This is a genomic window from Halomonas sp. SpR1 (assembly GCF_031010175.1).
Taxonomy (GTDB): Bacteria; Pseudomonadota; Gammaproteobacteria; order Pseudomonadales; family Halomonadaceae; genus Vreelandella.
In genome coordinates, this window is record NZ_JAUAMB010000047.1 from 1 (window position 1) to 23,656 (window position 23,656).

Consider the following 23,656-nt stretch of genomic DNA (forward strand, 5'->3'; position numbering starts at 1 on the left):
CAGGGGCTGATCTCGATACTGGACGCGGTAAGATGGCTCAAACGTTCTACATGAACCGCCGTATACGGAACCGTACGTACGGTGGTGTGAGAGGACGGGGGAGGTAACTCCCCCTCCTACTCGATTGAATGTTCTCTTTGTGGTTCCTTTGGATGGTCTTTTCTGGATAGCTTATGACGGCGAAGAAAGCAGCCAATGCGTCCCCTGATACTGCAATAGTTCGCCGTGGGCTAATGCGCTCAGGTCTTGTGGTCAGCGCCATGACGATGCTGTCGAGGGTGATGGGGTTGGCGCGAGATGTTGTCGTTGCAACCTTGCTAGGGGCGGGGGATGGCGCCGATGCGTTTTTTGTGGCGTTTAAGATCCCTAACTTTCTACGCCGTCTGTTTGCCGAAGGTGCATTCAATCAAGCCTTTGTGCCAGTGCTTTCAGAGTACTCCGCCCAGCGCAGCCGGGAGGAGATACGCGCGCTACTGAATGCCACTGCCGGTAGCTTAACGGCGGTATTGGCGTTGATAACCGCCGTGGCCATGCTTTGTTCGCCGTGGCTGATTTGGGTGTTTGCCCCTGGTTTTGGTAGTGACCCGGAGAAGCTGGCGCTGACCGCAGACATGTTGCGCTTAACGTTTCCCTATTTATTGTTGATTTCGCTCACCGCATTTTCTGGCAGTGTCCTGAATACCTGGAACCGCTTTGCGGTACCCGCGTTTACCCCGGTGCTGCTTAATCTGTCGCTGATTGGTGCGGCGCTGTTTTTAATGCCGCTAATGGAAGAACCCGCCATGGCGCTGGCCTGGGGCGTGCTGATCGCCGGGGCTGCCCAACTGGTTTTTCAGGTGCCGTTTTTACTGCGCCTGGGGTTGATGCCCACGCCCTGGCCAAATTTTGCCCATGAGGGCGTGCGACGCATACTGAAATTGATGGGGCCTGCGCTGTTTGGGGTGTCGGTATCACAAATTAACCTGCTGTTGGATACCGTTTTAGCGTCACTGCTGACGGCGGGCAGCGTCTCGTGGCTCTACTACTCGGATCGTTTGGTGGAGCTACCGCTGGGCGTGTTTGGAGTGGCGATTGGGACGGTGATTCTACCTGCGCTGTCTAAACGCCATGCCGACCAATCCAAAGAGCACTTTGCGGCAATGCTCGATTGGGCTATTCGCATTGTACTGCTGTTAGGCTTACCCGCTGCGCTGGCGCTGGCGGTGTTGGCTGAGCCGCTATTGATCACGCTGTTCCATTACGGGGCGATGACCGACAACGATATCCAGATGGCGGCGATGAGCCTGCGTGCTTATGCCTTCGGTCTGGTAGCCTTCATGTTGATCAAAGTATTGGCGCCGGGATTTTTTGCTCGCCAAGACACCAAAACGCCGGTGAAGGTAGGCATTATCGCCATGGTCGCTAATATGGTGTTTAACCTACTGCTGATTTGGCCACTGGCCCATGCCGGGTTGGCGTTAGCCACTGCGCTTTCTGCGTTTTTAAACGCGGGATTGCTGGGCTATTTGCTGCATAAACAAGGCGTGTTGGTCTTTCAGCCAGGCTGGAGGCGGTATGCGGTGCAGCTAATAGGTGGTAGTGGGCTGATGTGTGCGGCACTCTACTTTGTAGCGCCTGACTGGCAGGCGTGGCTTACCTTTGGGCTTTGGCAGCGGATAAGCTGGGTCATCGGGTTGGTCATACTGGGCGGCTCGCTCTACTTTTCGTGGCTGGCGGCGCTGGGTTTGCGCATTCGCCATTTTAAAATGCACTCATAACACTGCATCCTGAGGTGTGGGTTCGTTATAATCAGAGGCTTTATGTCCTCCAACGGCTGAGGTGCCATGCGCGTTATTCGAGGTCTGCACAATTTGAAAGCGGCTCATCGAGGCTGCGTTGCGACCATTGGTAATTTCGATGGTGTACATCGTGGCCATCAAGCCATTCTGCAGCAGTGCCGTGAGCATGCAGCGCGCTGGAGTGTGCCGTTGACTGTAGTCGTCTTCGAGCCCCAGCCGCGGGAGTTTTTTGCCGGTGAGCAAGCGCCACCGCGTTTAACCCGGCTGCGCGAGAAGGTGCGGTTACTGCGCGATTTTGGCGCCGAGCAAGTGCTGGTTCTACCGTTTAACGATGCGCTGCGCAGCCTCACCGGCCGTGAGTTTATCGACCAGGTGTTGATTGCCGGTTTAGGTGTTAAGCACTTGGTGGTGGGCGATGATTTTCGCTTTGGCTGTGATCGCCGCGGTGATTTTGCGCTGCTGGCAGAGGTGGGGAGTGAACAGGGCTTCGGCGTCGAGCACACCCGCACCTTTACCGTGGATGACGAACGGGTTTCCAGTACGCGGGTGCGTACGCTGTTGGCGAGCGGCAACTTTTCGGCCGCTGCGCGATTGTTGGGCCGCGCCTATTCGTTAGATGGTCGCGTAGTGCGTGACCAGCAACTGGGGCGAACCATTGGCGTACCTACTGCCAACTTGCCGCTGATGCCTCAACCATTAACCCTGCGGGGGGTCTTCGTGGTAGTGGCTGAGCTAGAAAATGGCCAGCGCTACCCGGCGGTGGCAAATGCGGGCTTTCGCCCCACGGTAGGTTCGGAACGGCCAACGCTTGAGGTGCACCTGCTGGATTTTAACGCTGACCTCTACGGCCAACGCATGGCGGTATTTCCCTGCGCACGGCTGCGGGGCGAGGTGAAGTTTGACAACCTTGAGGCGCTGAAAGCGCAAATTGAACGTGACCAGGCCCGCGCTCGCCACTATTTTGCGGCGATGGTGGGTAAGCAAGACTACTCTCTTCCGCTGGCCTCGGCTCCGCTTGGGCGTGATACGATTTCTTCTGATTCTTTTTCGGCGGATGACGCCGATACTGACAACGGCTGACCAGACCATGGATTATAAGCACACGCTGAATTTGCCTGAAACTGATTTCCCTATGCGCGGCATGCTGCCGAAGCAAGAGCCGGGACGGGTTTCCCAGTGGCAGGATATGAACATTTACCAGCGCCTGCGTGAAGCGCGTGCGGGGGCGCCGCTGTTTGTGCTGCACGATGGCCCTCCCTACGCCAATGGCAGCATCCATATTGGTCACGCCGTTAATAAAATTCTTAAAGATATCATCGTTAAGTCAAAAAACTTAGCCGGTTTCGATGCGCCCTATGTGCCGGGCTGGGACTGCCACGGCTTGCCCATTGAGCACAAAGTTGAAACGACTCATGGCAAGCACCTGACGCCGGAGCACGCCCGTGAGCTGTGCCGAGAGTACGCTGGTGCGCAAATTGAAACCCAACTGGCCGACTTCGTGCGGTTAGGCATTATTGGTGATTGGGATCACCCCTACCGCACCATGGATTTCGCCAATGAAGCGGGCGAGATCCGTGCGCTGGCCGAAATGGTTGACGCGGGCTATGTGTTTAAAGGCTTGAAGCCGGTTAACTGGTGCTTTGACTGCGGTTCGGCGCTGGCGGAAGCCGAAGTTGAGTACGCTGATAAAAAGTCCGACGCCATCGACGTGGCCTTCCCGGTGGAAGATGCGGATAAGCTTGCCGCTGCCTTCGGATTAACCGAATTGACGAAACCGGCCGCTGTGGTTATCTGGACCACCACGCCGTGGACGATTCCGGCTAACCAAGCGCTGAACGTTCATCCTGAGTTTACTTATGCACTGGTGGACACCGGCGAGCGTTTGCTGCTGCTGGCGGAAGAGCTGGTGGAAAGCTGCTTAGAACGCTTTGAGTTGCAGGGCGAAGTGATTGCTACCACGCAGGGCAAAAATCTCGATCTGATCAATTTCCGTCACCCTTTTTATGACCGCCTCTCGCCCGTCTATCTGGCGGAGTACGTCGAGTCAGAAGTCGGCAGTACCGGTATCGTTCACTCCGCGCCCTCTTATGGTATGGATGACTTTATTACCTGCCGCGAGCATGGCATGGAGTTCGACGACATGCTCAACCCGGTGCAGGGCAACGGCGTTTACGTTGATGACCTGCCGTTCTTCGGCGGCCAGATGATCTGGAAAGCCAACCCCCAGATCGTCGAGAAACTGCGCGAAGTGAATGCGCTGATGGCGCATATCCCGATCAAGCATAGCTATATGCACTGCTGGCGCCATAAAACGCCGGTGATCTACCGTGCCACAGCGCAGTGGTTCGTGGGCATGGATATCAAAGGCAAAGACGGTAAAACGCTGCGCGAGCGCGCTCTCGAAGGCATTGAAGCAACGGCGTTTACGCCTGCCTGGGGCCAGGCGCGTCTGCATAGCATGATCGCCAACCGCCCAGACTGGTGTATCTCCCGCCAGCGGAACTGGGGCGTGCCGATCCCGTTCTTCCTGCACAAGCAAACCGGCGAGCTGCACCCGCGTACTGTTGAGCTGATGGAAGAGGCGGCCAAGCGCGTTGAGCAGGAAGGCATCGACGCCTGGTTCAAGCTCGACCCGTCAGAGCTGTTGGGCGCAGAAGCTGCGGAGTACGACAAAGTCACCGATACGCTTGATGTCTGGTTCGACTCAGGTACTACCCACCGCCACGTACTGCGCGGCTCGCATCCCCATGGCCACGAAAGCGGCCCGCGGGCGGATCTCTACCTGGAAGGCTCTGACCAGCACCGCGGCTGGTTCCATTCGTCGCTGCTGACCGGTTCGGCAATTGACGGGCATCCGCCGTACCGCCAACTGCTGACTCACGGTTTTACCGTCGACTCCCAGGGTCGCAAGCAGTCCAAATCGCTAGGCAACGTCGTCGCGCCTCAGGAAGTGATGGATAAGCTGGGCGGCGATATCCTGCGCCTATGGGTCGCCTCCACCGATTACTCCGGTGAAATGGCGGTATCTGACGAGATTTTGAAGCGCACCTCCGATGTGTATCGGCGGATTCGCAACACCGCCCGCTTCCTGCTCTCAAACCTTAATGGCTTCGACCCAGAGCAGAACCAGGTGGCGTTTGGCGATATGCTGGCGCTGGATCAGTGGGTGGTGGATCGAGCTCATCAATTGCAGGCGCGGATCGAAAAAGCCTATGAAGAGTACCGCTTCCTGGATGTTTATCAGCAAGTGCACGGCTTCTGCGCCCGAGAGCTGGGTGGCTTCTACTTAGATGTCATCAAGGATCGTCAATACACCACCCAGGCCGATTCACTGGCCCGGCGTAGTGCGCAAACCGCGCTCTATCATGTGGTGGAAGCGCTGAGCCGCTGGATCGCACCGATCCTCTCCTTCACTGCCGAAGAGATCCACGAGAATATCCCCGGTAAGCGCGGCGACAGCGTGCTGCTGGAGACCTATTACACTGACCTGGGCCGTTTGGATGATAACGCCGAGCTGGGCCGTGCTTTCTGGGAACAGGTGCTGGAGGTCAAGCACTCGGTCAATAAGTGCCTGGAAGATGCTCGTAATGCCAAAGTGATCAAGGGTAGTCTGGCAGCCGAGGTCACGCTGTATGTTAGCGACGAGCTGCAGGCGACGCTGACCAAACTGGGCGACGAGCTGCGCTTTGTGATGCTGACCAGCGAAGTCACCCTGAAACCCATGGAAGAAGGCGGTGATGCAGAGGCGACAGAGGTTGAGGGCTTAAAAGTGGCGGTTAAAGCCAGCGACAACACCAAGTGTGAGCGCTGCTGGCACCACCGCCCTGACGTAGGCACTCATGCTGATCATCCGGATCTATGTGGCCGCTGTATCAGCAACCTCCCCGAGGGAAGCGGTGAGATTCGCTACTATGCTTGATAAAAACATGCCTAGCAAAGACACACCTAGCGATACAAACGCACGGCCGCCGATGCAGCGGCCACTGCGCTGGCTGTGGCTAGCAGTGGCGGTCATTGTCTTGGATCTGGTCACCAAATACGTGGCCAGTAGCCAGTTGGGCTATGCACAGCCGGTAGAGGTGCTGCCGTTCTTTAACCTGACCCTGCTGCACAATACTGGCGCTGCGTTCAGCTTTTTGGCCACCCATCCCGGCTGGCAGCGCTGGTTCTTCGCCATTATTGCGATTGGCGCTAGCGTCGGTTTAACGGTTTGGCTCACGCGCATTAAGCATGACGAAAAGCTGTTGGCGATCGCACTACCGTTGATTATCGGTGGTGCGCTGGGCAATCTCTATGATCGCCTGGTGCATGGTTATGTGGTCGACTTTTTATCGTTTCACGTCGCCGGGTGGTACTACCCGGCATTTAACGTGGCCGATATGGGCATTGTGCTGGGGGCGGTTGCCTTAATCTGGGAATCTATTATGGGTGAGCGGCGGCGCAAAAAAGCGCACGGGGCTTCCCATTAATCGAACGTTGAGAACGGTACATTGAGGGCTGAAATGAGCGACTATTTGATCGATGACGGTATGGAAGTGACGCTGCACTTCACCTTAAAGCTCGAAGACGGCACCTTGGTGGACTCCACTAAAGACAAAGCGCCGGCTACCTTCGAGTTTGGTGACGGTAACTTGCCGCCTGGTTTTGAACACCCGATTAAAGGCATGTCCGCAGGCCAAGAGGCTACTTTTCAGATAACTCCTGAACATGCCTTCGGCCAGCACAACCCGCAAAATATTCAGACCCTGAAGCGGGCTGATTTTGGCGATGAAGTCCCGGAAATCGGTATGGTGATGTCGTTTGCCGATAAAGCGGGAACGGAATTGCCCGGTGTGGTCAAAACCATCGAGGGTGAGCGTATTGAAGTGGACTTCAATCACCCACTGGCAGGGCGTACCCTGGTGTTTGAAGTCGAAGTACTCGACGTCAAACCGGTGACAACGCATTAATTCACTAAGCGATGCGCTTACGCATCAAGGCGCTACTATGCAATCGACGCAACCGACTCAACCCCAGCCCATCCAGATCAAGTTAGCCAATCCGCGTGGCTTTTGCGCCGGTGTGGATCGTGCGATCGATATCGTCAACCGCGCATTGGATGTGTTTGGCCCGCCTATCTATGTGCGCCACGAGGTTGTCCACAACCGCTTTGTAGTCGAAACCCTGCGCGCACGTGGGGCCGTGTTTGTCGAAGAGCTGGATGAAGTGCCGGATGACGTTATCGTCATTTTCTCTGCCCACGGCGTTTCCCGGGCGGTGCAGGCCGATGCGGAACGGCGGGGTTTGAAGGTATTCGACGCCACCTGCCCGCTAGTGACCAAGGTTCACCTTGAAGTGCTTCGCTATGCCAAGCGCGGCCAGGAGTGCATCCTGATCGGCCATGAAGGCCACCCGGAAGTCGAAGGCACCATGGGGCGTTACGATACCTCCCATGGCGGCTGGATCTACTTGGTCGAGGATGAGAAAGACGTCGCCAAGCTGGAGGTGAGTGACCCCACCAAGCTTGCTTTTGTGACGCAAACCACGCTGTCTATGGATGACACCGCTAAGGTGATCGATGCGCTGCGCGAGAAGTTTTCTGACATCCAGGGGCCGCGCAATGACGATATCTGCTACGCCACGCAGAACCGTCAGGATGCAGTACGCGAACTAGCCGCCCAAAGCGATCTACTGTTGGTGGTGGGCAGCCCCAACAGCTCAAATTCCAACCGCTTACGTGAACTTTCAGAGCGTATGGGTACGCCTGCCTATTTGATCGACAACGCTGACCAGATCGACCCGCAGTGGCTTGAAAATGTTTCACGTATCGGCGTAACCGCCGGAGCCAGTGCCCCTGAAGTACTGGTCAAAGGCGTGATTGCCAAGCTGCAAACCATGGGCGCTGCACTACCTGAAGAGCTACAGGGCCGTGAAGAAACGATTACCTTCTCTATGCCGAAAGAGCTGCGTGAAAAGGTAATCGCCAGCAGTTGATCTGGATCGCGTAATGCAATGGGTATTGGTTTGCGACATACTGAAACAGTATGAGCCAGCTAATACAGGAGCAGAGCCGCGTGTCTTATGTTTCTCACTCTTTCTCTGGCCGTTCTTTGCTGAAGGGCCAGCGCGGCTTTACCCTAATTGAATTGATGATTGTGCTGGTGATCATCGGCATCGTCTCCGCCATTGCCTACCCCAGCTATACCCGCTACGTGCAAAAAACAATGCGAACCGATGCCCATGCAGGTCTTATGCAGGCTGCTTCCGAGCTTGAACGCTGTTATACGCGGACTTACTCCTATAGTGATTGTCCTATCAGTAACGCCTCTCCCGAACACAACTATACGATTGCGGTAAATGTTAGCGGTAACGGCTATCTATTAACCGCCAGTAGCCATCAGAATGACGGCTGCGACGATAATATGACGCTAAATTCGAGTGGCGAAAGGTTGCCTGATGCTTGCTGGTAAACAGGGAAAACAGCGCGGCTTTAGTTTAATAGAGGCTTTGATCGCCCTAGTGGTGCTTTCCATCGGCTTGATCGGGGGGGCCGCCATGCAGCTTAAAGCGTTGCAAAGTGCGAATGCTGGCTACCAGCGTTCATTCGCAAGTGTTGCAGCCGTGGATGCGCAAGAGCGGCTGTGGGCGGAGCTGGCAAGAGAGGGCGTAGATAGCTGTGCAGATATTGATGTAGAGGCTGCTTGGAAGACCCAGTGGTTTGCCGATAGTGATTTAAATCCTTTGCGGAATGTGAATGCGCAAGAGAGCAAAATCGTATCAGATGGTTGTGAATTTACCATTGAGATAGGCTTGGGAAGCTTGGCAGGCGATACCGGATCTGATGTGTTTACCTATACGCTTCGCCTTCCTGATACAGGTGGAGGCGAGTGATGCCAGATGGGCAAAAGGGCTTTACCCTCGTTGAGCTGATGGTCGCGATGGCGATAGGTGCAGTGATTATCTTAGGGGCAGGAAAGCTCTTTTTAACCTCTTTTCAAACGTTTCAAACCGTTGACAAGGTCAGTCGTAAACAAGAGACATTAATTTTTGCGGTAAGTACCCTGACTGCTGCAGGACGCAAAGGGAATATTGCTGACTACGCTATTGTGTCCGATGGACGTCACTCTGACAGCGGGACGGACTATTATTGTGTGCTGCAAGACGAGGTTAAAAACCAACCTGTCTTAGATCTTGCTCAGGTTGATGATGAAGCCGATTGCCCAACGCTTTCCAAAACCAACAGCGATGACGTGTCTCATTTAATCACACTGCCCCTTGGCGATTGCCGAGAAAGCGTGAATATGACGTGCGATGAAATCACCTTTACTATCAGCGAGCGAAATAAAGCAATCTCATCACGAGAGCCTACTTCATGAAGCAACAACAAGGTGCGGCGTTAGTGATTGTTATGGCTCTGCTCGCCGGTGCGTTGATGCTAGGCATGTCAGGCATGCAGAGCGCGTTGATTGATGAGCGTTTGGCGGGTAATTATCGAGCCTCTGTACAAGCTCAAATGAATGCAGAAAGCATGTTGTCGGTATTTAGAAGCATGGCTTCTCGGCGTCAGTTATTAGAAGGCATCTTTAACGCTACTTATACCGAGAGTGATTTTTTAAATGATGTAACTGGCGCCGAGGGATTTGAATCCTTCGATCAGTTGGGCGTCACGTTTGATGTGAGTGGTGATGAAGTGACTATTACAACGCGCGATATGGGCACGAATAGCAGCATTGAGGGCATATCGGTTGCCGTTTATCAACGGGCCAGCCGAACCAGCGGAGCAGGCGACTAAGCAGTTGTGAGGGGCATTGTTTAAATGCCAGGGATGCCATTCGCCACACGGCATGCTGCGCGTTATGATAGTCCTATTTGCCTAAGAGCCTGAAAGCTAAGAGTCTGAAAACATGAGTCAAACCGCTAAAACCCGCGTTCTCACCGGCATCACCACTTCCGGCATCCCCCATTTGGGCAACTATGTGGGGGCGATCAAGCCCGCCATCGAAGCCAGTCAAGACCCCAGCGTGCAGTCGTTCTATTTTTTGGCCGATTACCACGCGCTGATCAAGTGCCCAGATCCAAAGCGGGTGCAGGCGTCCCGCTTGGAAATTGCCGCCACTTGGCTGGCGCTAGGGCTGGATACCGATAATGCGATTTTCTATCGCCAGTCGGATATTTCAGAAATCCCCGAGCTTGCTTGGATGCTTTCTTGCGTGTGCGCCAAGGGCTTGATGAACCGTGCGCATGCCTACAAAGCAGCGGTGGCTGAGAACGAAGAGGCGGAGAACCAAGACCCGGATAAAGGCATTACCATGGGGCTGTTTAGCTACCCCGTTCTGATGGCGGCGGATATTCTGATGTTCAACGCCAGCAAAGTGCCGGTAGGCAGGGATCAGATTCAACATATCGAAATGGCCCGTGATATCGCCGGGCGTTTTAACCACCTCTATAAAGGCCAGCACTTTGTGCTCCCTGAGGCGGTGGTAGACGAAAAAATACAGCTACTGAATGGCTTGGATGGGCGCAAGATGTCCAAAAGCTACGACAATACCATTCCGCTGTTTGCCCCAGAGAAAAAACTGCAGAAGCTGGTGCGCAAGATTAAGACCAACTCGCTGGAACCCGGTGAGCCGAAAGACCCTGATACCTGCACGCTGTTCCAGATTTACTCAGCGTTCGCAACGGCAGAAGAGACCGCCAGCCTGCGTGAACAGTACGAGAACGGTATTGGTTGGGGCGAGGCCAAGGATAAGGTGTTTGAATATTTGAATGCCCACTTAAGCGCTCCTCGTGAACGTTACAACGCACTGATGGAAGACCCAGCTCATATTGAAGCAGTACTTCAAAAAGGCGCTGAGCGGGCGCGGGAAGAGGCTGCTGTAACGATGGATCGTCTTCGTACAGCCGTTGGTCTGGGGCGTTTTGTTTGATATTCCATTGCGGAATAAATACCTTTCAATAAAGAATTTCCCGCGCTCTACAGCTATCGTTAGGCTTATAACTATTGTCCATGTCTACCAAAAGCGCCTGTTAACAAACAGGCGCTTTTGGTGCTGCTAAAGGTGAATGTATGTCTACAACGACGGTTACTACGCCGCAGAGCTATCGCGTGCCGCTGATCGCCACGGCGGCGATCGTGCTGGGCGCGTTACTAATTGGGGTAGTGTTTGACGCCAATATTGGCCTTTTGATGATTGTTGGTGGGCTGTTTGGCATGGTGCTGTATCACGCAGCGTTTGGTTTTACCTCAGCGTGGCGGGTATTTATTACTGAGCGAAGAGGGCGTGGCCTACGCGCCCAAATGGTGATGCTGGCCATCGCGGTGGTGCTGTTTTTCCCTGCCTTGGGGGCAGGCACGCTGTTTGGTAACGAGGTGTCGGGCTTTGTAGCGCCGATTGGCATCTCCGTGCTGGTGGGGGCCTTCCTGTTCGGTGTAGGCATGCAGTTGGGCGGCGGCTGTGCCTCTGGCACGCTGTTTACTGCGGGCGGTGGTAACGCACGCATGCTGATTACTTTGGTGTTCTTTATTGTTGGCTCGGTGATTGGATCCGCGCATTTTGCCTGGTGGCAGAGCTTACCGGCTTTTCAACCGGTATCACTGGTCAACGTCGCCGGGGTCGGCGGAGGAATAGCGATTAGTCTCGTGCTGTTTGCTGCTATTGCGGCATTTACCTGGGTGATGGAGAAGCGTCGTCACGGCCAGTTAGAGCAGGCGCCTAATGTCGATAAGCATGGCTATGAGCGTTGGCTGACGGGGCCTTGGCCGCTAGTGGCGGGCGCGGTGGCGTTGGCGCTGCTCAACTTTGCCACCTTGGCATTGGCAGGCCGCCCGTGGGGGATTACCTCAGCGTTTGCGCTGTGGGGGGCTAAAGGCTTTGAGCTAGTGGGTGGCGATGTGAGCCAGTGGGGCTATTGGCAGTCCCCAGGCAACGTAGCGGCTCTTGAAGCCAGCGTTTGGAGTGATATCACCACGGTGATGAACGTCGGCATTATGCTTGGCGCGCTTGCTGCGGCGAGCTTGGCGGGTCGCTTTGCGCCTAACTTCAGAATTCCGCTGAAATCTATCTTGGCCGCGGTCATTGGCGGTATCTTGCTGGGTTACGGCGCGCGGTTGGCGTTTGGTTGCAATATTGGTGCTTACTTCAGCGGCATTGCGTCTGGCAGCCTCCACGGTTGGGTATGGTTGGTAGCGGCGTTTGCGGGCAACATGGTCGGCGTTAAGCTGCGGCCGTTGTTCTTCGCTGGCGTAGAGGGGCGCAAACCCACCGCTAAGAGTTGCTAGAAGGTTAGTTAATACTCGTCATATGCCTCGGTTTAGTTCTCCTAAATCGAGGCGTTTTTTTATCAACATGACCTCTCTCTTCCACCTTTGTCGCAGGAGCATGTTACATTACGCTCAAACGCCGCGAACGCCCGATGTTGCTGCATTGCAGCAGTGATTGACATAAAAAAGAGAGTGCTTATGACTACCCAGAGTAGACGCCCCCTATACCTTCCTTACGCCGGTCCTTCTTTGCTCGAAATGCCGCTATTGAACAAAGGCAGCGCGTTTACTCAGGAGGAACGCTTGGCGTTTAACCTGATCGGTTTGCTACCGCAAAAGGTAGAAACCATTGAGGATCAGCTTGAGCGGGTCTATCGCCAATACCAGCAGTGCCATAGCAGCCTTGAGAAGCACATCCATCTTCGTGCCATTCAAGATGACAACGAAACGCTCTATTTCCGTCTAGTCTCCCAGCACCTGGAAGAGATGCTGCCGATTATTTACACCCCCACGGTGGGGCAGGCGTGTCAGGAGTTCTCCAATATTTATCGTAACCACCGCGGCCTGTTTATTAGCTATCCTGACCGCGAACATATGGATGACATTCTGCGCAGCGCCACCAAAGATAACGTCAAAGTGATCGTGGTAACGGATGGTGAGCGCATTCTAGGTCTGGGTGACCAGGGGATCGGCGGCATGGGTATCCCAATTGGTAAACTGGCGCTGTATACCGCCTGTGGTGGTATTAGCCCCGCCTACACACTGCCGATCATGATTGATGTGGGCACCAATAACAAAGCGCTACTGGACGACCCCATGTATATGGGCTGGCGCCACGAGCGGGTAGGGCAAGAAGAGTACGATGCTTTCATGGCGGAATTTATCGCTGCTGTGAAGCGTCGCTGGCCTAACGTACTGCTGCAGTTTGAGGATTTTGCTCAGGCCAATGCGGTGCCGCTGCTAGAGCGCTATCGCAACGAGCTTTGCTGCTTCAACGACGACGTTCAGGGCACTGCTTCTGTGGTCGTGGGTACGCTGATGGCAGCTTGCCAGGCTCGTGAAGAGACAATTGCCCAGCAGCGGGTGGTGTTTGTGGGCGGTGGTTCAGCGGGTTGTGGAATCGCCGAGCAAGTCGTGGTGGCCATGGAAGCCGAAGGCTTGAGCGAAAGCGAAGCGCGGGCGCGAATCTACATTGTTGATCGTGATGGCTTGATGACCAGCGATCAAGAGTGGCAGCGCGATTTCCAGCGCCGATTAGCCCACGATCCTTCACTAGTTGCTGGGTGGAACGGCCAGGGCCTGGAAGAGACGATCGTTCAGATCAAACCCACGGTATTGATCGGCGTCTGCGGCCAGCGCGGTATCTTCACCGAGCAGGTGGTGCGTACCATGCACGCTGGCTGTGAGCACCCGGTCATCATGCCGCTCTCTAACCCTACCTCCCAGGCAGAGGCCGTACCAGAAGATGTCATCCGCTGGACCGATGGTCAGGCCTTGGTAGCGACGGGTAGCCCCTTTGCACCGGTGGTTTATAACGGCCGTACTTATCCGATTGCCCAGTGCAACAATGCTTATATTTTCCCGGGCATTGGTTTGGGCGTGATTGCCGCCAGTGCCAACCGGGTGACCGATGAGATGCTGATGAGCGCTTCGCGGGCGCTGGCCCGTGAGGCTCCGTTAGTAAAAGAGGGTAAAGGCGCACTGTTGCCGCCGCTATCGCGTATACGGCATATCAGCAAGTCGATTGCCTTTGAAGTAGCGGCACAGGCGCAGCAGAACGGCGTGGCGCTAAAAACCAGCGGCACAACGCTTCGGGAGCTAATCGAAAAAGCGTCCTGGTCGCCTGATTACCGTACCTACCGTCGCCGCGCTTTTTAAGCACTCGGCTAAAAAAAAGCCCCCACCGAGGTGGGGGCATGCAAGCATTGGTAGGTTTTACCCTTTAGGCTGCGCCGATCATCTTGCGCAGCACGTAGTGAAGGATACCACCGTGACGGTAGTAAGCCAGCTCGTTTACCGTATCAATTCGGCATTTGGCATCAACGGTGCGCTCCCCATCGGCATTTTTGATCACGATTTTGACCGTGCCACCCGGCGTCAGGTCGCTTAAACCGGCAATCGAAATCTCTTCATCCCCGGTTAACCCCAACGTCTGGCGGCCCTCGCCTTCGGCAAACTGCAGCGGCACAACGCCCATGCCGATCAGGTTAGAGCGGTGAATGCGCTCGAAGGATTCGGCAATCACGGCGCGAACCCCCAGCAAGCGGGTGCCTTTGGCCGCCCAGTCCCGTGAAGAACCGGTGCCGTACTCTTTACCGGCAATCACCACCAGCGGTTTACCTTCCTCTTTGTACTTCATGGCCGCATCGTAAATGGCCATCTGCTCGCCGCTGGGTACGTGGCGTGTCTCACCACCCACCACGCCATCGAGCATCTCATTTTTGATTCGCACGTTAGCGAAGGTGCCGCGCATCATGACTTCATGGTTACCCCGGCGCGAGCCGTAGGAGTTGAAGTCGACCGGTTTGACGCCATGCTCTTGCAGGTAGCGCCCGGCGGGGCTGTCAGGCTTGATGGCACCGGCAGGCGAGATGTGGTCGGTGGTCACCGAATCACCCAGCATAGCGAGTACCCGGGCACTGTGTACGTCTTCGATGGCATCCGGCTCGCGGCCCATGCCTTCAAAGAAGGGCGGGTGCTGAATGTAGGTGGATTCAGGCCACTGGTAGACCTTGCTTTCTGACACGTCGATGGCTTTCCAGACGTCGTCACCCTCAAACACGGCGCTGTACTCTTTACGGAACATCGCAGTGTTGACCTGCTCGACGGCGCTGGCAATCTCGGCCTGGCTGGGCCAGATATCTTTTAAATAGACCGGTTCGCCGTTGCTGTCTTTGCCAAGCGGCTCTTGGGTAAGGTCAAGCTGGACGTTACCGGCCAGGGCGTAAGCCACCACCAGGGGCGGTGAGGCGAGCCAGTTGGTTTTGACCAGCGGGTGTACGCGGCCTTCAAAGTTACGGTTACCTGAGAGCACTGAGGCCACGGCAAGATCGCCATCGTTGATGGCCTGCTCGATCTCCGCAGGCAGCGGGCCTGAGTTACCGATACAGGTGGTGCAGCCGTAGCCAACCAGGTTAAAGCCAAGCGCATCCAAGTCATCGTTTAATTCAGCGGCTTCCAGATACTCGGTGACTACTTTGGAGCCCGGTGCCAGAGAGGTCTTCACCCAGGGCTTAGTGGTTAACCCCTTTTCACGCGCCTTACGCGCCAGCAGCCCGGCGGCCATCATCACGCTGGGGTTGGAGGTGTTGGTACACGAGGTTATCGCCGCAATCACCACCGCGCCGGGGTCAAGGCTGAAGTCCTGGTCATCAAGTTTCACGGCTTGGCTGGTGTCATGCTCGAAGCTGCGCTCCACGCCCACGGCGGTTTGGCCGCCTTCAGAGGAGAGTTTCCCCTTTGCGCTGGCATCCGCGTTGACGTCTTCCTGCATGAACTTGTCAAAGGCCGCCGCCATGTCTTTCAGCGCCACGCGATCTTGGGGGCGTTTGGGGCCGGCAAGGCTCGCCTCCACCTCATTCATGTCCAGCTCTAAGGCGTCGGTGAAAATCGGCTCGTCATTAGGTTCGCGCCACAGCCCTTGGGCTTTGCTATAGGCTTCCACCAGCGCTACCTGCTCATCTTCACGCCCGGTGAGGCGCATATAGTTGAGGGTTTCTTCATCCACGGGGAAGAAGCCACAGGTAGCACCATACTCGGGGGCCATATTGGCGATCGTGGCGCGATCCGCCAGGGGCAGGTCTTTCAAACCGTCGCCGTAGAACTCAACAAATTTACCGACGACACCTTTTTTACGCAGCATCTCAGTAACGGTGAGCACCAAGTCAGTGGCGGTAATACCTTCGCGCAGCTTGCCGGTCAGTTTAAAGCCAATCACTTCAGGGATTAGCATCGATACCGGCTGGCCCAGCATGGCCGCTTCGGCTTCGATACCGCCAACGCCCCAACCCAGTACGCCCAGGCCATTGATCATCGTGGTGTGGGAGTCAGTACCGACGAGGGTATCAGGGTAGGCAAAGGTCTTGCCGTCTTCGTCCTTGATCCATACCGTTCTGCCCAGGTACTCAAGGTTGACCTGGTGGCAAATGCCGGTGCCGGGGGGGACAACGCTAAAGTTATCAAACGCCTGCTGGCCCCAGCGCAGAAACTCGTAGCGCTCACGGTTACGCTGCATCTCAATATCGACGTTCTCTTGGAACGCGGCAGGGTTGCCGAACTTATCGACCATTACCGAGTGGTCAATGACCAGATCGACGGGGGAAAGCGGATTGATCTTCGCCGGGTCTTCGCCGAGGCTTTCTACCGCGGCGCGCATGGAAGCAAGATCTACCACGCCCGGCACGCCGGTAAAGTCCTGCATTAATACCCGTGCGGGGCGGTAGCCGATTTCACGGCTGGATTTGCCCTCGGCCTGCCAGTCGACCAGGGCCTGCATATCTTCTTGATCTACGCTTTCGTCATCGGCGAAGCGCAGCTGATTTTCGAGTAGAATCTTGAGCGTCTTGGGAAGCCGGTCAATGCTGCCCAGGGTCTCGGCCGCTTGGGGCAGGCTATAGTAGTGATACGTTTTACTGCCAACCTCTAAGGTGCTTAGCGTATCGGGTATCTTGCTCATGCCATTCTCCTCTTATTGCGGGTTAGTGACTTACCATTCACTAGGCGCGACGGTCACGGTCTTCCTTTCTAGTATGGCTTACCTTAGTAAGAATACATGCGTCTTTGCACAGGGGCTTTCAAGGCTTCTTCGCCTAATAGCGTAGACGCAACCTTGCAATAGCTTGTACTTGGCACCATTTCAGGCAGACTCTGTGGCTAATTTTTTATAAAGCCATTTTTTTATAAAGCTATGTACATGGCTTTCGACACAGCTATCGACGAAGCTATCAGTTAAATCTTTACAAGGTGGTGTCATGGAAACTCGTCATGAGCGTTTGATTATTCTTGGATCCGGCCCCGCAGGCTATACGGCGGCTGTCTACGCCGCGCGGGCCAACCTGAAGCCGCTGCTGATTACCGGTATTCAGGCGGGTGGCCAACTGACCACCACAACCGATGTGGATAACTGGCCCGGTGACGCCCAAGGGGTTCAAGGGCCGGAATTGATGGAGCGCATGAAACAGCACGCCGAACGCTTTAATACCGAAGTGCTGTTTGACCATATCAATGAGGTTAGCCTAGGTGAAAAACCCTTTACCTTAAAGGGTGACAGCGGTGTTTATACCTGTGATGCCTTGATTGTGGCCACCGGTGCCAGCGCGCGTTACCTGGGCCTGCCTACCGAACAGCAGTTTATGGGCCAAGGTGTTTCGGCCTGCGCTACCTGCGATGGTTTTTTCTACCGCAACCAGGAAGTCATTGTTGTGGGTGGCGGCAATACCGCCGTGGAAGAGGCGCTGTATCTGTCTAACATCGCGTCAAAGGTGACCCTGGTGCACCGCCGCGACACCCTGCGGGCGGAAAAAATCCTTCAAGATAAGCTGTTTGAGAAAGCCGAGGCAGGCAAAATCGTCCTTGAGTGGTTCCAGGAAGTTGAGGAAGTGCTGGGTGATAACTCCGGCGTTACAGGCGTGCGGGTTAAATCCACTAAAGATGGTTCAAGCAAAGAGATCCATGCGCCAGGCCTGTTTATTGCCATCGGCCACAGCCCCAATACGGGCATCTTTGAAGGCCAACTGGCAATGAACGGTGGCTATATCAAAGTGACTTCAGGCTTGGAAGGTAACGCGACGGCCACTAGCGTGCCGGGTGTATTTGCCTGCGGCGATGTGATGGATCATATTTATCGGCAAGCGATTACCTCGGCGGGCAGTGGCTGCATGGCGGCGCTGGATGCTGAGCGCTATTTAGACGGTATCGCAGGGTAAAATCTAGCTTGCCTAACCTCTGTGGACGAGTGGAAGCGCCTACTGATTAACAGTCGATAGGCGCTTCATCGATCCGTAAACGTCCCAACTGGCTGAGTACTAATTTTTTACCAAGTGAGCCTTCGGCGCCGCTACTTGAACAAACGGAAAAACTGCCGTTGTACCCGCTGGTATAGCCTAATGGGCTGTAACGGATGCGCGACCAGCCCCGGCTGTAGGCCACTTGCGTGTCTTGTTGCGCGGGGACAATGCGTAAAATATCGTCTTCGGTAATGCCGTTGGTTTTATCTCCCCGCACGATCATTAACTCACCACTCCAACCTTTGATACAGGCCTGGCGGTTTGCAGAGGCTGGGCAAACAGTAATCTGGCGGCGCTGGCTAATCGCCGTATTGCGCGCTAGCGAAAACGCGCTTTGTAATCGGTTTACTGCGCTGGTCTGCGCCGTTCGCTGTCCCAAGGCTTGAAAATTGGGCAGCCCCCAAGCAGCGATAATACCCACCAACAGTAGGGTGACCAGTAACTCAAGCAGCGTAAATCCGCCTTCAGGTGTGGTGTGCGTCTTGATCTGAAAACTGCTCATCACCTCTCCTCACTTGACCTTGTTATTGCCCGCGTTATGCTCACTCCTCGTCACTAGCCGCGAACGCATCGTCGTTAATAGGCCATCCTAGGCGACAATGCGCTTTTTTTATGTAAGCCAAAACGGACAATGTTGTGAGCGATTTCTTAATTATTGGTGGCGGCGTGATCGGCATGATGACAGCGCTGCAGTTAGCCGATGCCGGCCAGCAGGTCACGCTGGTGGAGCGGGGTGAGTGCGGTAAAGAGGCATCCTGGGCCGGAGGAGGCATCGTTTCACCGCTCTATCCTTGGCGCTACGACGCTGCGATATCGCAACTGTCACGCTGGTCGGAGGGCGTTTACCCCTCGCTGGCGCTGCGTTTGTTGGAGGAGACCGGCATTGACCCCGAGTATCGTCAAAAGGGGCTGCTTTATCTAAATGTGGATGATGCCGACGAAGCGCTGGGCTGGGCGCGTCAGTTGGGTAAACCGCTTGAAAGGGTAGCCGCAGATTTTGTTCTCAATAAGGAGCCTGGCGTGGCAATGGCGGGTGACAGCGCGCTATGGATGCCGACGTTAGGCAGCGTGAGAAACCCGCGTTTAGTCAAGGCATTGAAGGCGCGATTAGCCGCTATGCCCCAGGTAACGCTGAAAGAGCATTGTGAGGTCAGTGGTTTTATTCAACCGGGCGGCAGAGAAAGTGGCCAAGTGGAAGGTGTGGCGACTTCCCAAGGATCACTCAAAGCGGGTCGTATTGTGGTGTGTGGCGGCGCCTGGGCTGCGCAGCTGCTGTCCCAGTTGAATGTGCAGTTGCCGGTAAGGCCTGTGAAAGGGCAGATGATTGCCTATCAAGCGCCTAAAGGTCTCGTTCAGCGCGTGGTGTTAAAAGATGGCCGCTATATTATTCCACGCGCGGACGGCCTGCTGCTGGTTGGCTCTACGCTGGAAGAGAAGGGCTTTGATAAGAGCACCGATGAGGAGGCGCTGGCGTCTTTGCAGCAGAGCGCTGAAGCCATTTTGCCCGCTTTGGCTACATGCCAGATCGCACACCAGTGGGCCGGGCTAAGGCCTGGATCCCCGGCGGGCATCCCCTTTATCGGCGCGCTGCCTGAATGGAGTAACGTCTTCGTCAATGCCGGGCACTATCGCAATGGCTTGGTGCTGGCGCCTGCCTCGACCCATTTGCTGGTGGATCAACTGCTGGGGCGCGAGCCAATGATTGACCCCGCGCCTTACCAGCTTACGCCAGAACGGCTTATACAAGCTTAAGATGTTCCGTCTTTATCCTGCTGTTCTTGCAGAAAACGGTCACGATGGGCGCTAGAACAGAACCACTGCTCCTGGTCGCGCAGCGCTTCGTCCTCAGGTACGTGTACCTCACACCAGCGGCAGCGCACCATTTTGCCGCCCTCGTGGCGGTTGACTTTTTTATGCTGCGCTTCATGCTCAAGCTTACGTTGCCGGTAGATGCCGTAGAGTTTTAAACCGGCATAAAATATGACGGCGAAGATAATCAGCCGAATGATCAAGAGGTTCATCCTTTTGTGTCTCCCAAGGTGGGAATTTAGGTGCTAGTTATTGGCACTGGTAATTAGTGCTATGCATTAGTGCTATGCATTAGTGCTATGCATTGGTACTGGTCATTGAGGCTAGGCATCGAGATAGCCTCGCAACCTTTGCCTGTTGGTGGCCCTTGCGGGACAATACGACTATGTCGGTGTAACCCCATTTTAAAGATTCTCAAGAGATTTTGACGCCCATGCAAGACTTAACGCTGGTAATGGCCCAACTCGATCCTCTGGTCGGGGATATTCCCGGCAACGCCGCACGCGCGATTGAAGCTGTGCGCGAAGCGCGGATTGAGCATGGGGCGGATATTGTTGTCTTTCCAGAGCTTTTTTTGTCGGGCTACCCGCCTGAAGATCTGCTGCTGCGCCCCTCAATGGAAACCCGCCTGCGTGAAGCCCGCGCCCTTATGGCATCGAAGGTCGCTAGTGATGTGCTGGTGATTATCGGCTACCCCGGCGTCCGCGAAGGCCGCTGCTACAATTTGGCGGGTCTACTCTACAACGGCCAGTGGGAGGCCGAGTACGCCAAACAGGCGCTGCCTAACTATCAGGTGTTCGACGAGCAGCGCTACTTTGCGCCTGGCACTGAAACGCTCGTCTATGAGCATAAAGGCGCCAAGCTGGGCATAGTGATCTGCGAGGATCTATGGGATGGCGCGCCGGTTAGAGCTGCCAAGGAAGCAGGCGCTGAAGTGCTAATCACCTTGAACGCCTCACCCTATCATCAGGATAAGCCCACTGAGCGGCTGGGCTTATTGGAGCAGCATGCCCAAGACGTCAACCGCCCGATTGTGTATGTGAACACTATCGGTGGACAGGACGAGCTGGTATTTGATGGTGGCTCATGCTGTGTTAACGCTAATGGGCAGTTACAGGTGCTGGCGCCCTACTGGCAGGCGGGCCTGATGCCGGTTCAGTTTTTGCAGACCAGCGCCACTGTTTGGGAACCCCAGCCTGGCGAGATTGACCCCGAAGTGGAACCGGAAGAGAGCCTGTACTGCGCACTGGTCACCGGACTGCGCGATTATGTTAACAAGAGCGGTTTTAAAGGCGTGGTGCTGGGCCTTTCCGGCGGTATCGATTCGGCGCTATCGCTGGCCATTGCGGTTGATGCACTGGGGCCCCAGCGGGTGCAGGCGGTAATGATGCCTTACCACTACACCGCGGATATCTCCAAGCAGGACGCCGCCGAGCAGGCCAAGATGCTCGATGTGCACTACGAGATCATGCCGATTGAGCCCATGGTAGACGCCTTTATGGGTACACTGGCGGAGAGCTTCGCGGGCACCGAGCGAGATACCACCGAAGAGAACCTGCAATCACGCTGTCGTGGCGTGCTGCTGATGGCGATCTCCAATAAAAAAGGCTTGATGGTACTGACTACCGGTAACAAGAGCGAAATGGCGGTGGGCTACGCTACGCTGTATGGCGATATGGTGGGCGGTTTTAATGCCATCAAAGACGTGTATAAAACCTGGGTGTATCGCTTGGCTCGCTGGCGCAATACCCAATCTCCGGCTATCCCTGCACGGGTCATCGAGCGCCCACCCAGCGCCGAGCTGGCGCCGGATCAGCAGGATAGTGACTCCCTGCCGGATTACGATACCCTCGACGCTATTCTATTAAGCTATATCGAAGGCGACATGAGCGCGGAAGCGATCATCGCCGGTGGCTTTGACGCTGAAGACGTTTATAAAGTAGTGAAGCTGGTTGACCGCTGCGAGTATAAGCGTCGCCAGGCGCCGATTGGTGTCCGCGTGACACCGCGGGGCTTTGGCCGCGACCGCCGCTATCCGATCGTTAATGGCTGGCAGCCCGGCGAGTGAGCCGGATACTGTTTCATGACGGGCGCAACTTCAGGATTAAATGGGCATCGGTGGCGGGGCTAAGCTTCGCTGTACCATCTCGGTAGCGGAGACTGGTTTGCAAAAATAATACCCTTGGAAGGCGTGACACTGGTGTTCGTTTAAGTACCGCCAGTGTTCGTGGTTCTCTACACCTTCGGCGATAACCTGCAATCCGAGCGAACGCCCCATGGCAATAATGGTTTGCACTATGGCCTTGTCGTCCGTGTCTTTATGTAGGTTACGCACAAACGACTGGTCGATTTTGATTTGATCTAAAGGGAGCCGTTTGAGGTACTGCAGCGACGAGTAGCCAGTGCCGAAATCGTCTAAGGAAAAGCTAACCCCCAGCGCCTTGAGCTGGAGCATACGCGCGATGATGTCATCTATTTTGCCGATCATGGTGCTTTCAGTCAGTTCCAGCTTTAGCCGGTGTGCCGAGGCACCGCTTTTGGTTAGCACGCCGCAGACAGTGCCAACGAAATCGGGCTGTTGGAACTGTTTGGCGCTGACGTTGACTGCTAATGTTAGATGCTTGGTGCTTTCGTCGTTTGCCCAGATAACTAGCTGTTCGCAGGCTGTTTCGAGTACCCAGTTTCCAATCGGCACGATTAAACCTGTTTCTTCGGCTAAGGGGATGAAGGTGCCTGGTGATATAAACCCGCGGCGCGGGTGTTCCCAGCGGATCAATGCCTCTGCGCCAATAGCTCGCCCCAGACCGTCCACTTGTGATTGGTAGACCAATACAAACTCTTGTCGCTCGATGGCCATACGCAGGTCGTGCTCTAGTTCGGTTCTGGCTTCAAGTTCGGCTTGCACTGCCGGGTCGTAAAACTGTAACCCGTTGGGGCTCGTTAGCTTGGCAAGGTGAACGGCCGCGTTGGAATACTGAAAGAGGCTATCAATGCTCTCTTGAAGGCCATTAAACAGTGCTATACCTATGCTTGCGCTAAGGAAATGCTTTTTGTCTTCCACCCAGTAACAGGGGCTTAGCGTTTGCTGTAACTGTTCGGCAAACGCCTCGGCTTTCTCGGCCGCTTTTAGCTGTTCGCTGGCTAAGCCATCGATGATCACCATAAACTCATCGCCGCCTAAGCGGCCAATGGTAGCGCCTTCGACCGTCAAGCCGGAAAGGCGTTCGGCAATTTGCTGGAGTAGGTTGTCGCCCATACGGTGCCCACAGCTGTCGTTGATGCGGTTGAAATCGTCAACGTCCAGGTAGATCAGCGCGCCGTAGGTGCCGGTCTGTTGGCTTGTATCAAGCGAATGTTGAAGATGCTCTCTCATCAATTGCCAGTTGGGCAGCTGGGTTAGCGTGTCGAAATACGCCAATCGGTGCACTTTATATTCGGCTTCCCGACGTTGTTTTTCGGCATCACGAAACGTCATTAGTGCGTTAGCAATACGCGCCAAAGAACCACTGCGCTGTCGGCTCATCTGCTCGATCGCTTGAAAATCGGACAGCGCTTGCTGGCTATTGGTGAGTGATAAAATAGCATCTCCAATGATCATTAAACGCTTGTTGCTCCGCCAGACAAAAAAGAGCGCAACGCCGATGAGTCCTCCCATCATGCCAATTCCCACCAACAACGTGGCAATCTGAGCGACAGTGCCAACGTTGTTCAGCGATTGTGTTACCCGAATCTCCATGGCGATAGCCATCAATAACAGTGCAGGGAGCACTATCATTAAGATCGGTAGTAAGAACATCTTCAACAGGCTTTGAGTGGGCTTCATC

20 protein-coding genes are annotated in these 23,656 nt (G+C 55.2%); 16 read left to right on the top strand and 4 right to left on the bottom strand.

The window, feature by feature from the left end; genetic code table 11:
* Window positions 1–173: 173 nt before the first annotated feature.
* The 13 genes from murJ (at window position 174) to QT231_RS21895 (ending at window position 13,896) form a co-directional block, all read left to right on the top strand.
* A complete protein-coding gene (murJ, locus tag QT231_RS21835; protein ID WP_308338901.1) occupies window positions 174–1,757 on the top strand; it encodes a murein biosynthesis integral membrane protein MurJ in 1,584 nt (527 codons plus the stop codon).
* 66 nt (window positions 1,758–1,823) lie between these two features.
* Entirely contained in the window at window positions 1,824–2,858 is a 1,035-nt protein-coding gene (ribF, locus tag QT231_RS21840; RefSeq protein ID WP_308338902.1) for a bifunctional riboflavin kinase/FAD synthetase, read from the top strand.
* Between the two features lie 7 nt (window positions 2,859–2,865).
* Window positions 2,866–5,697 carry an isoleucine--tRNA ligase gene (ileS, locus tag QT231_RS21845; protein WP_308338903.1) on the top strand — a complete coding sequence of 944 codons (2,832 nt, stop codon included), beginning with the start codon at window positions 2,866–2,868 and terminating at the stop codon, window positions 5,695–5,697.
* Window positions 5,698–5,704: 7 nt separating this feature from the next.
* Window positions 5,705–6,247, top strand: a complete 543-nt coding sequence (gene lspA / locus QT231_RS21850; RefSeq protein ID WP_308338904.1) for a signal peptidase II — start codon at window positions 5,705–5,707, stop codon at window positions 6,245–6,247.
* A 33-nt stretch (window positions 6,248–6,280) separates the two neighbouring features.
* Window positions 6,281–6,727 carry an FKBP-type peptidyl-prolyl cis-trans isomerase gene (gene fkpB / locus QT231_RS21855; protein WP_308338905.1) on the top strand — a complete coding sequence of 149 codons (447 nt, stop codon included), beginning with the start codon at window positions 6,281–6,283 and terminating at the stop codon, window positions 6,725–6,727.
* A 37-nt stretch (window positions 6,728–6,764) separates the two neighbouring features.
* Window positions 6,765–7,751, top strand: coding sequence for a 4-hydroxy-3-methylbut-2-enyl diphosphate reductase (gene ispH, locus QT231_RS21860; RefSeq protein ID WP_308338906.1), 987 nt, complete (start codon window positions 6,765–6,767; stop codon window positions 7,749–7,751).
* Window positions 7,752–7,831: 80 nt separating this feature from the next.
* Complete coding sequence (locus tag QT231_RS21865; RefSeq protein ID WP_308338907.1) at window positions 7,832–8,227, top strand: type IV pilin protein; 396 nt, start codon at window positions 7,832–7,834, stop codon at window positions 8,225–8,227.
* Entirely contained in the window at window positions 8,214–8,648 is a 435-nt protein-coding gene (gene pilV / locus QT231_RS21870) for a type IV pilus modification protein PilV (RefSeq protein WP_308338908.1), read from the top strand. Before QT231_RS21865 ends, pilV begins: the two co-directional genes overlap by 14 nt.
* Entirely contained in the window at window positions 8,648–9,133 is a 486-nt protein-coding gene (locus tag QT231_RS21875; protein WP_308338909.1) for a prepilin-type N-terminal cleavage/methylation domain-containing protein, read from the top strand. Before pilV ends, QT231_RS21875 begins: the two co-directional genes overlap by 1 nt.
* Window positions 9,130–9,549 (top strand): PilX N-terminal domain-containing pilus assembly protein, encoded by a 420-nt coding sequence (locus QT231_RS21880; RefSeq protein ID WP_308338910.1) that lies wholly within the window; start codon window positions 9,130–9,132, stop codon window positions 9,547–9,549. The genes QT231_RS21875 and QT231_RS21880 overlap by 4 nt, the downstream gene beginning before the upstream one ends.
* A 112-nt stretch (window positions 9,550–9,661) precedes the next feature.
* Entirely contained in the window at window positions 9,662–10,684 is a 1,023-nt protein-coding gene (locus QT231_RS21885) for a tryptophan--tRNA ligase (protein ID WP_308338911.1), read from the top strand.
* 140 nt (window positions 10,685–10,824) lie between these two features.
* Window positions 10,825–12,036 (top strand): YeeE/YedE family protein, encoded by a 1,212-nt coding sequence (locus tag QT231_RS21890; protein ID WP_308338912.1) that lies wholly within the window; start codon window positions 10,825–10,827, stop codon window positions 12,034–12,036.
* 180 nt (window positions 12,037–12,216) lie between these two features.
* Entirely contained in the window at window positions 12,217–13,896 is a 1,680-nt protein-coding gene (locus QT231_RS21895) for an NAD-dependent malic enzyme (RefSeq protein ID WP_308338913.1), read from the top strand.
* Between the two features lie 64 nt (window positions 13,897–13,960).
* On the opposite strand, the gene acnA is transcribed toward QT231_RS21895, so the two are convergent.
* Window positions 13,961–16,693, bottom strand: coding sequence for an aconitate hydratase AcnA (acnA, locus tag QT231_RS21900; protein ID WP_308338914.1), 2,733 nt, complete (start codon window positions 16,691–16,693; stop codon window positions 13,961–13,963).
* Between the two features lie 295 nt (window positions 16,694–16,988).
* On the opposite strand from acnA, the gene trxB reads away from it, so the two are divergent.
* Window positions 16,989–17,942, top strand: a complete 954-nt coding sequence (gene trxB, locus QT231_RS21905; RefSeq protein WP_308338915.1) for a thioredoxin-disulfide reductase — start codon at window positions 16,989–16,991, stop codon at window positions 17,940–17,942.
* A gap of 46 nt (window positions 17,943–17,988) precedes the next feature.
* Here the strand turns inward: trxB and QT231_RS21910 are convergent, their stop codons facing one another.
* Entirely contained in the window at window positions 17,989–18,525 is a 537-nt protein-coding gene (locus tag QT231_RS21910) for a GspH/FimT family pseudopilin (RefSeq protein ID WP_308338916.1), read from the bottom strand.
* 134 nt (window positions 18,526–18,659) lie between these two features.
* Between QT231_RS21910 and thiO the strand changes: the two genes are divergently transcribed.
* The gene (gene thiO, locus QT231_RS21915; protein WP_215092889.1) at window positions 18,660–19,775 is read left to right on the top strand and encodes a glycine oxidase ThiO; all 1,116 of its coding nucleotides are present in this window, start codon (window positions 18,660–18,662) and stop codon (window positions 19,773–19,775) included.
* Here the strand turns inward: thiO and QT231_RS21920 are convergent.
* On the bottom strand, window positions 19,772–20,044 hold the full coding sequence (locus QT231_RS21920) for a PP0621 family protein (protein WP_064235111.1): 273 nt from the start codon (window positions 20,042–20,044) through the stop codon (window positions 19,772–19,774). The genes thiO and QT231_RS21920 overlap by 4 nt on opposite strands.
* Before the next feature lie 221 nt (window positions 20,045–20,265).
* Between QT231_RS21920 and QT231_RS21925 the strand changes: the two genes are divergently transcribed.
* Window positions 20,266–21,900 (top strand): NAD+ synthase, encoded by a 1,635-nt coding sequence (locus tag QT231_RS21925; protein ID WP_308338918.1) that lies wholly within the window; start codon window positions 20,266–20,268, stop codon window positions 21,898–21,900.
* Between the two features lie 36 nt (window positions 21,901–21,936).
* Here the strand turns inward: QT231_RS21925 and QT231_RS21930 are convergent, their stop codons facing one another.
* On the bottom strand, window positions 21,937–23,655 hold the full coding sequence (locus QT231_RS21930; protein WP_308338919.1) for a bifunctional diguanylate cyclase/phosphodiesterase: 1,719 nt from the start codon (window positions 23,653–23,655) through the stop codon (window positions 21,937–21,939).
* Between the last annotated feature and the right edge of the window lies 1 nt (window position 23,656).

Coding starts and splice junctions, on each gene's coding strand:
- ispH (WP_308338906.1), top strand. CDS start 6,765: ATGCAATCGACGCAACCGACTCAACCCCAGCCCATCCAGATCAAGTTA.
- murJ (WP_308338901.1), top strand. CDS start 174: ATGACGGCGAAGAAAGCAGCCAATGCGTCCCCTGATACTGCAATAGTT.
- QT231_RS21910 (WP_308338916.1), bottom strand. CDS start 18,525: ATGAGCAGTTTTCAGATCAAGACGCACACCACACCTGAAGGCGGATTT.
- QT231_RS21885 (WP_308338911.1), top strand. CDS start 9,662: ATGAGTCAAACCGCTAAAACCCGCGTTCTCACCGGCATCACCACTTCC.
- QT231_RS21875 (WP_308338909.1), top strand. CDS start 8,648: ATGCCAGATGGGCAAAAGGGCTTTACCCTCGTTGAGCTGATGGTCGCG.
- QT231_RS21920 (WP_064235111.1), bottom strand. CDS start 20,044: ATGAACCTCTTGATCATTCGGCTGATTATCTTCGCCGTCATATTTTAT.
- pilV (WP_308338908.1), top strand. CDS start 8,214: ATGCTTGCTGGTAAACAGGGAAAACAGCGCGGCTTTAGTTTAATAGAG.
- QT231_RS21930 (WP_308338919.1), bottom strand. CDS start 23,655: ATGAAGCCCACTCAAAGCCTGTTGAAGATGTTCTTACTACCGATCTTA.
- acnA (WP_308338914.1), bottom strand. CDS start 16,693: ATGAGCAAGATACCCGATACGCTAAGCACCTTAGAGGTTGGCAGTAAA.
- QT231_RS21890 (WP_308338912.1), top strand. CDS start 10,825: ATGTCTACAACGACGGTTACTACGCCGCAGAGCTATCGCGTGCCGCTG.
- ileS (WP_308338903.1), top strand. CDS start 2,866: ATGGATTATAAGCACACGCTGAATTTGCCTGAAACTGATTTCCCTATG.
- trxB (WP_308338915.1), top strand. CDS start 16,989: ATGGAAACTCGTCATGAGCGTTTGATTATTCTTGGATCCGGCCCCGCA.
- QT231_RS21880 (WP_308338910.1), top strand. CDS start 9,130: ATGAAGCAACAACAAGGTGCGGCGTTAGTGATTGTTATGGCTCTGCTC.
- QT231_RS21895 (WP_308338913.1), top strand. CDS start 12,217: ATGACTACCCAGAGTAGACGCCCCCTATACCTTCCTTACGCCGGTCCT.
- QT231_RS21925 (WP_308338918.1), top strand. CDS start 20,266: ATGCAAGACTTAACGCTGGTAATGGCCCAACTCGATCCTCTGGTCGGG.
- lspA (WP_308338904.1), top strand. CDS start 5,705: ATGCCTAGCAAAGACACACCTAGCGATACAAACGCACGGCCGCCGATG.
- fkpB (WP_308338905.1), top strand. CDS start 6,281: ATGAGCGACTATTTGATCGATGACGGTATGGAAGTGACGCTGCACTTC.
- ribF (WP_308338902.1), top strand. CDS start 1,824: ATGCGCGTTATTCGAGGTCTGCACAATTTGAAAGCGGCTCATCGAGGC.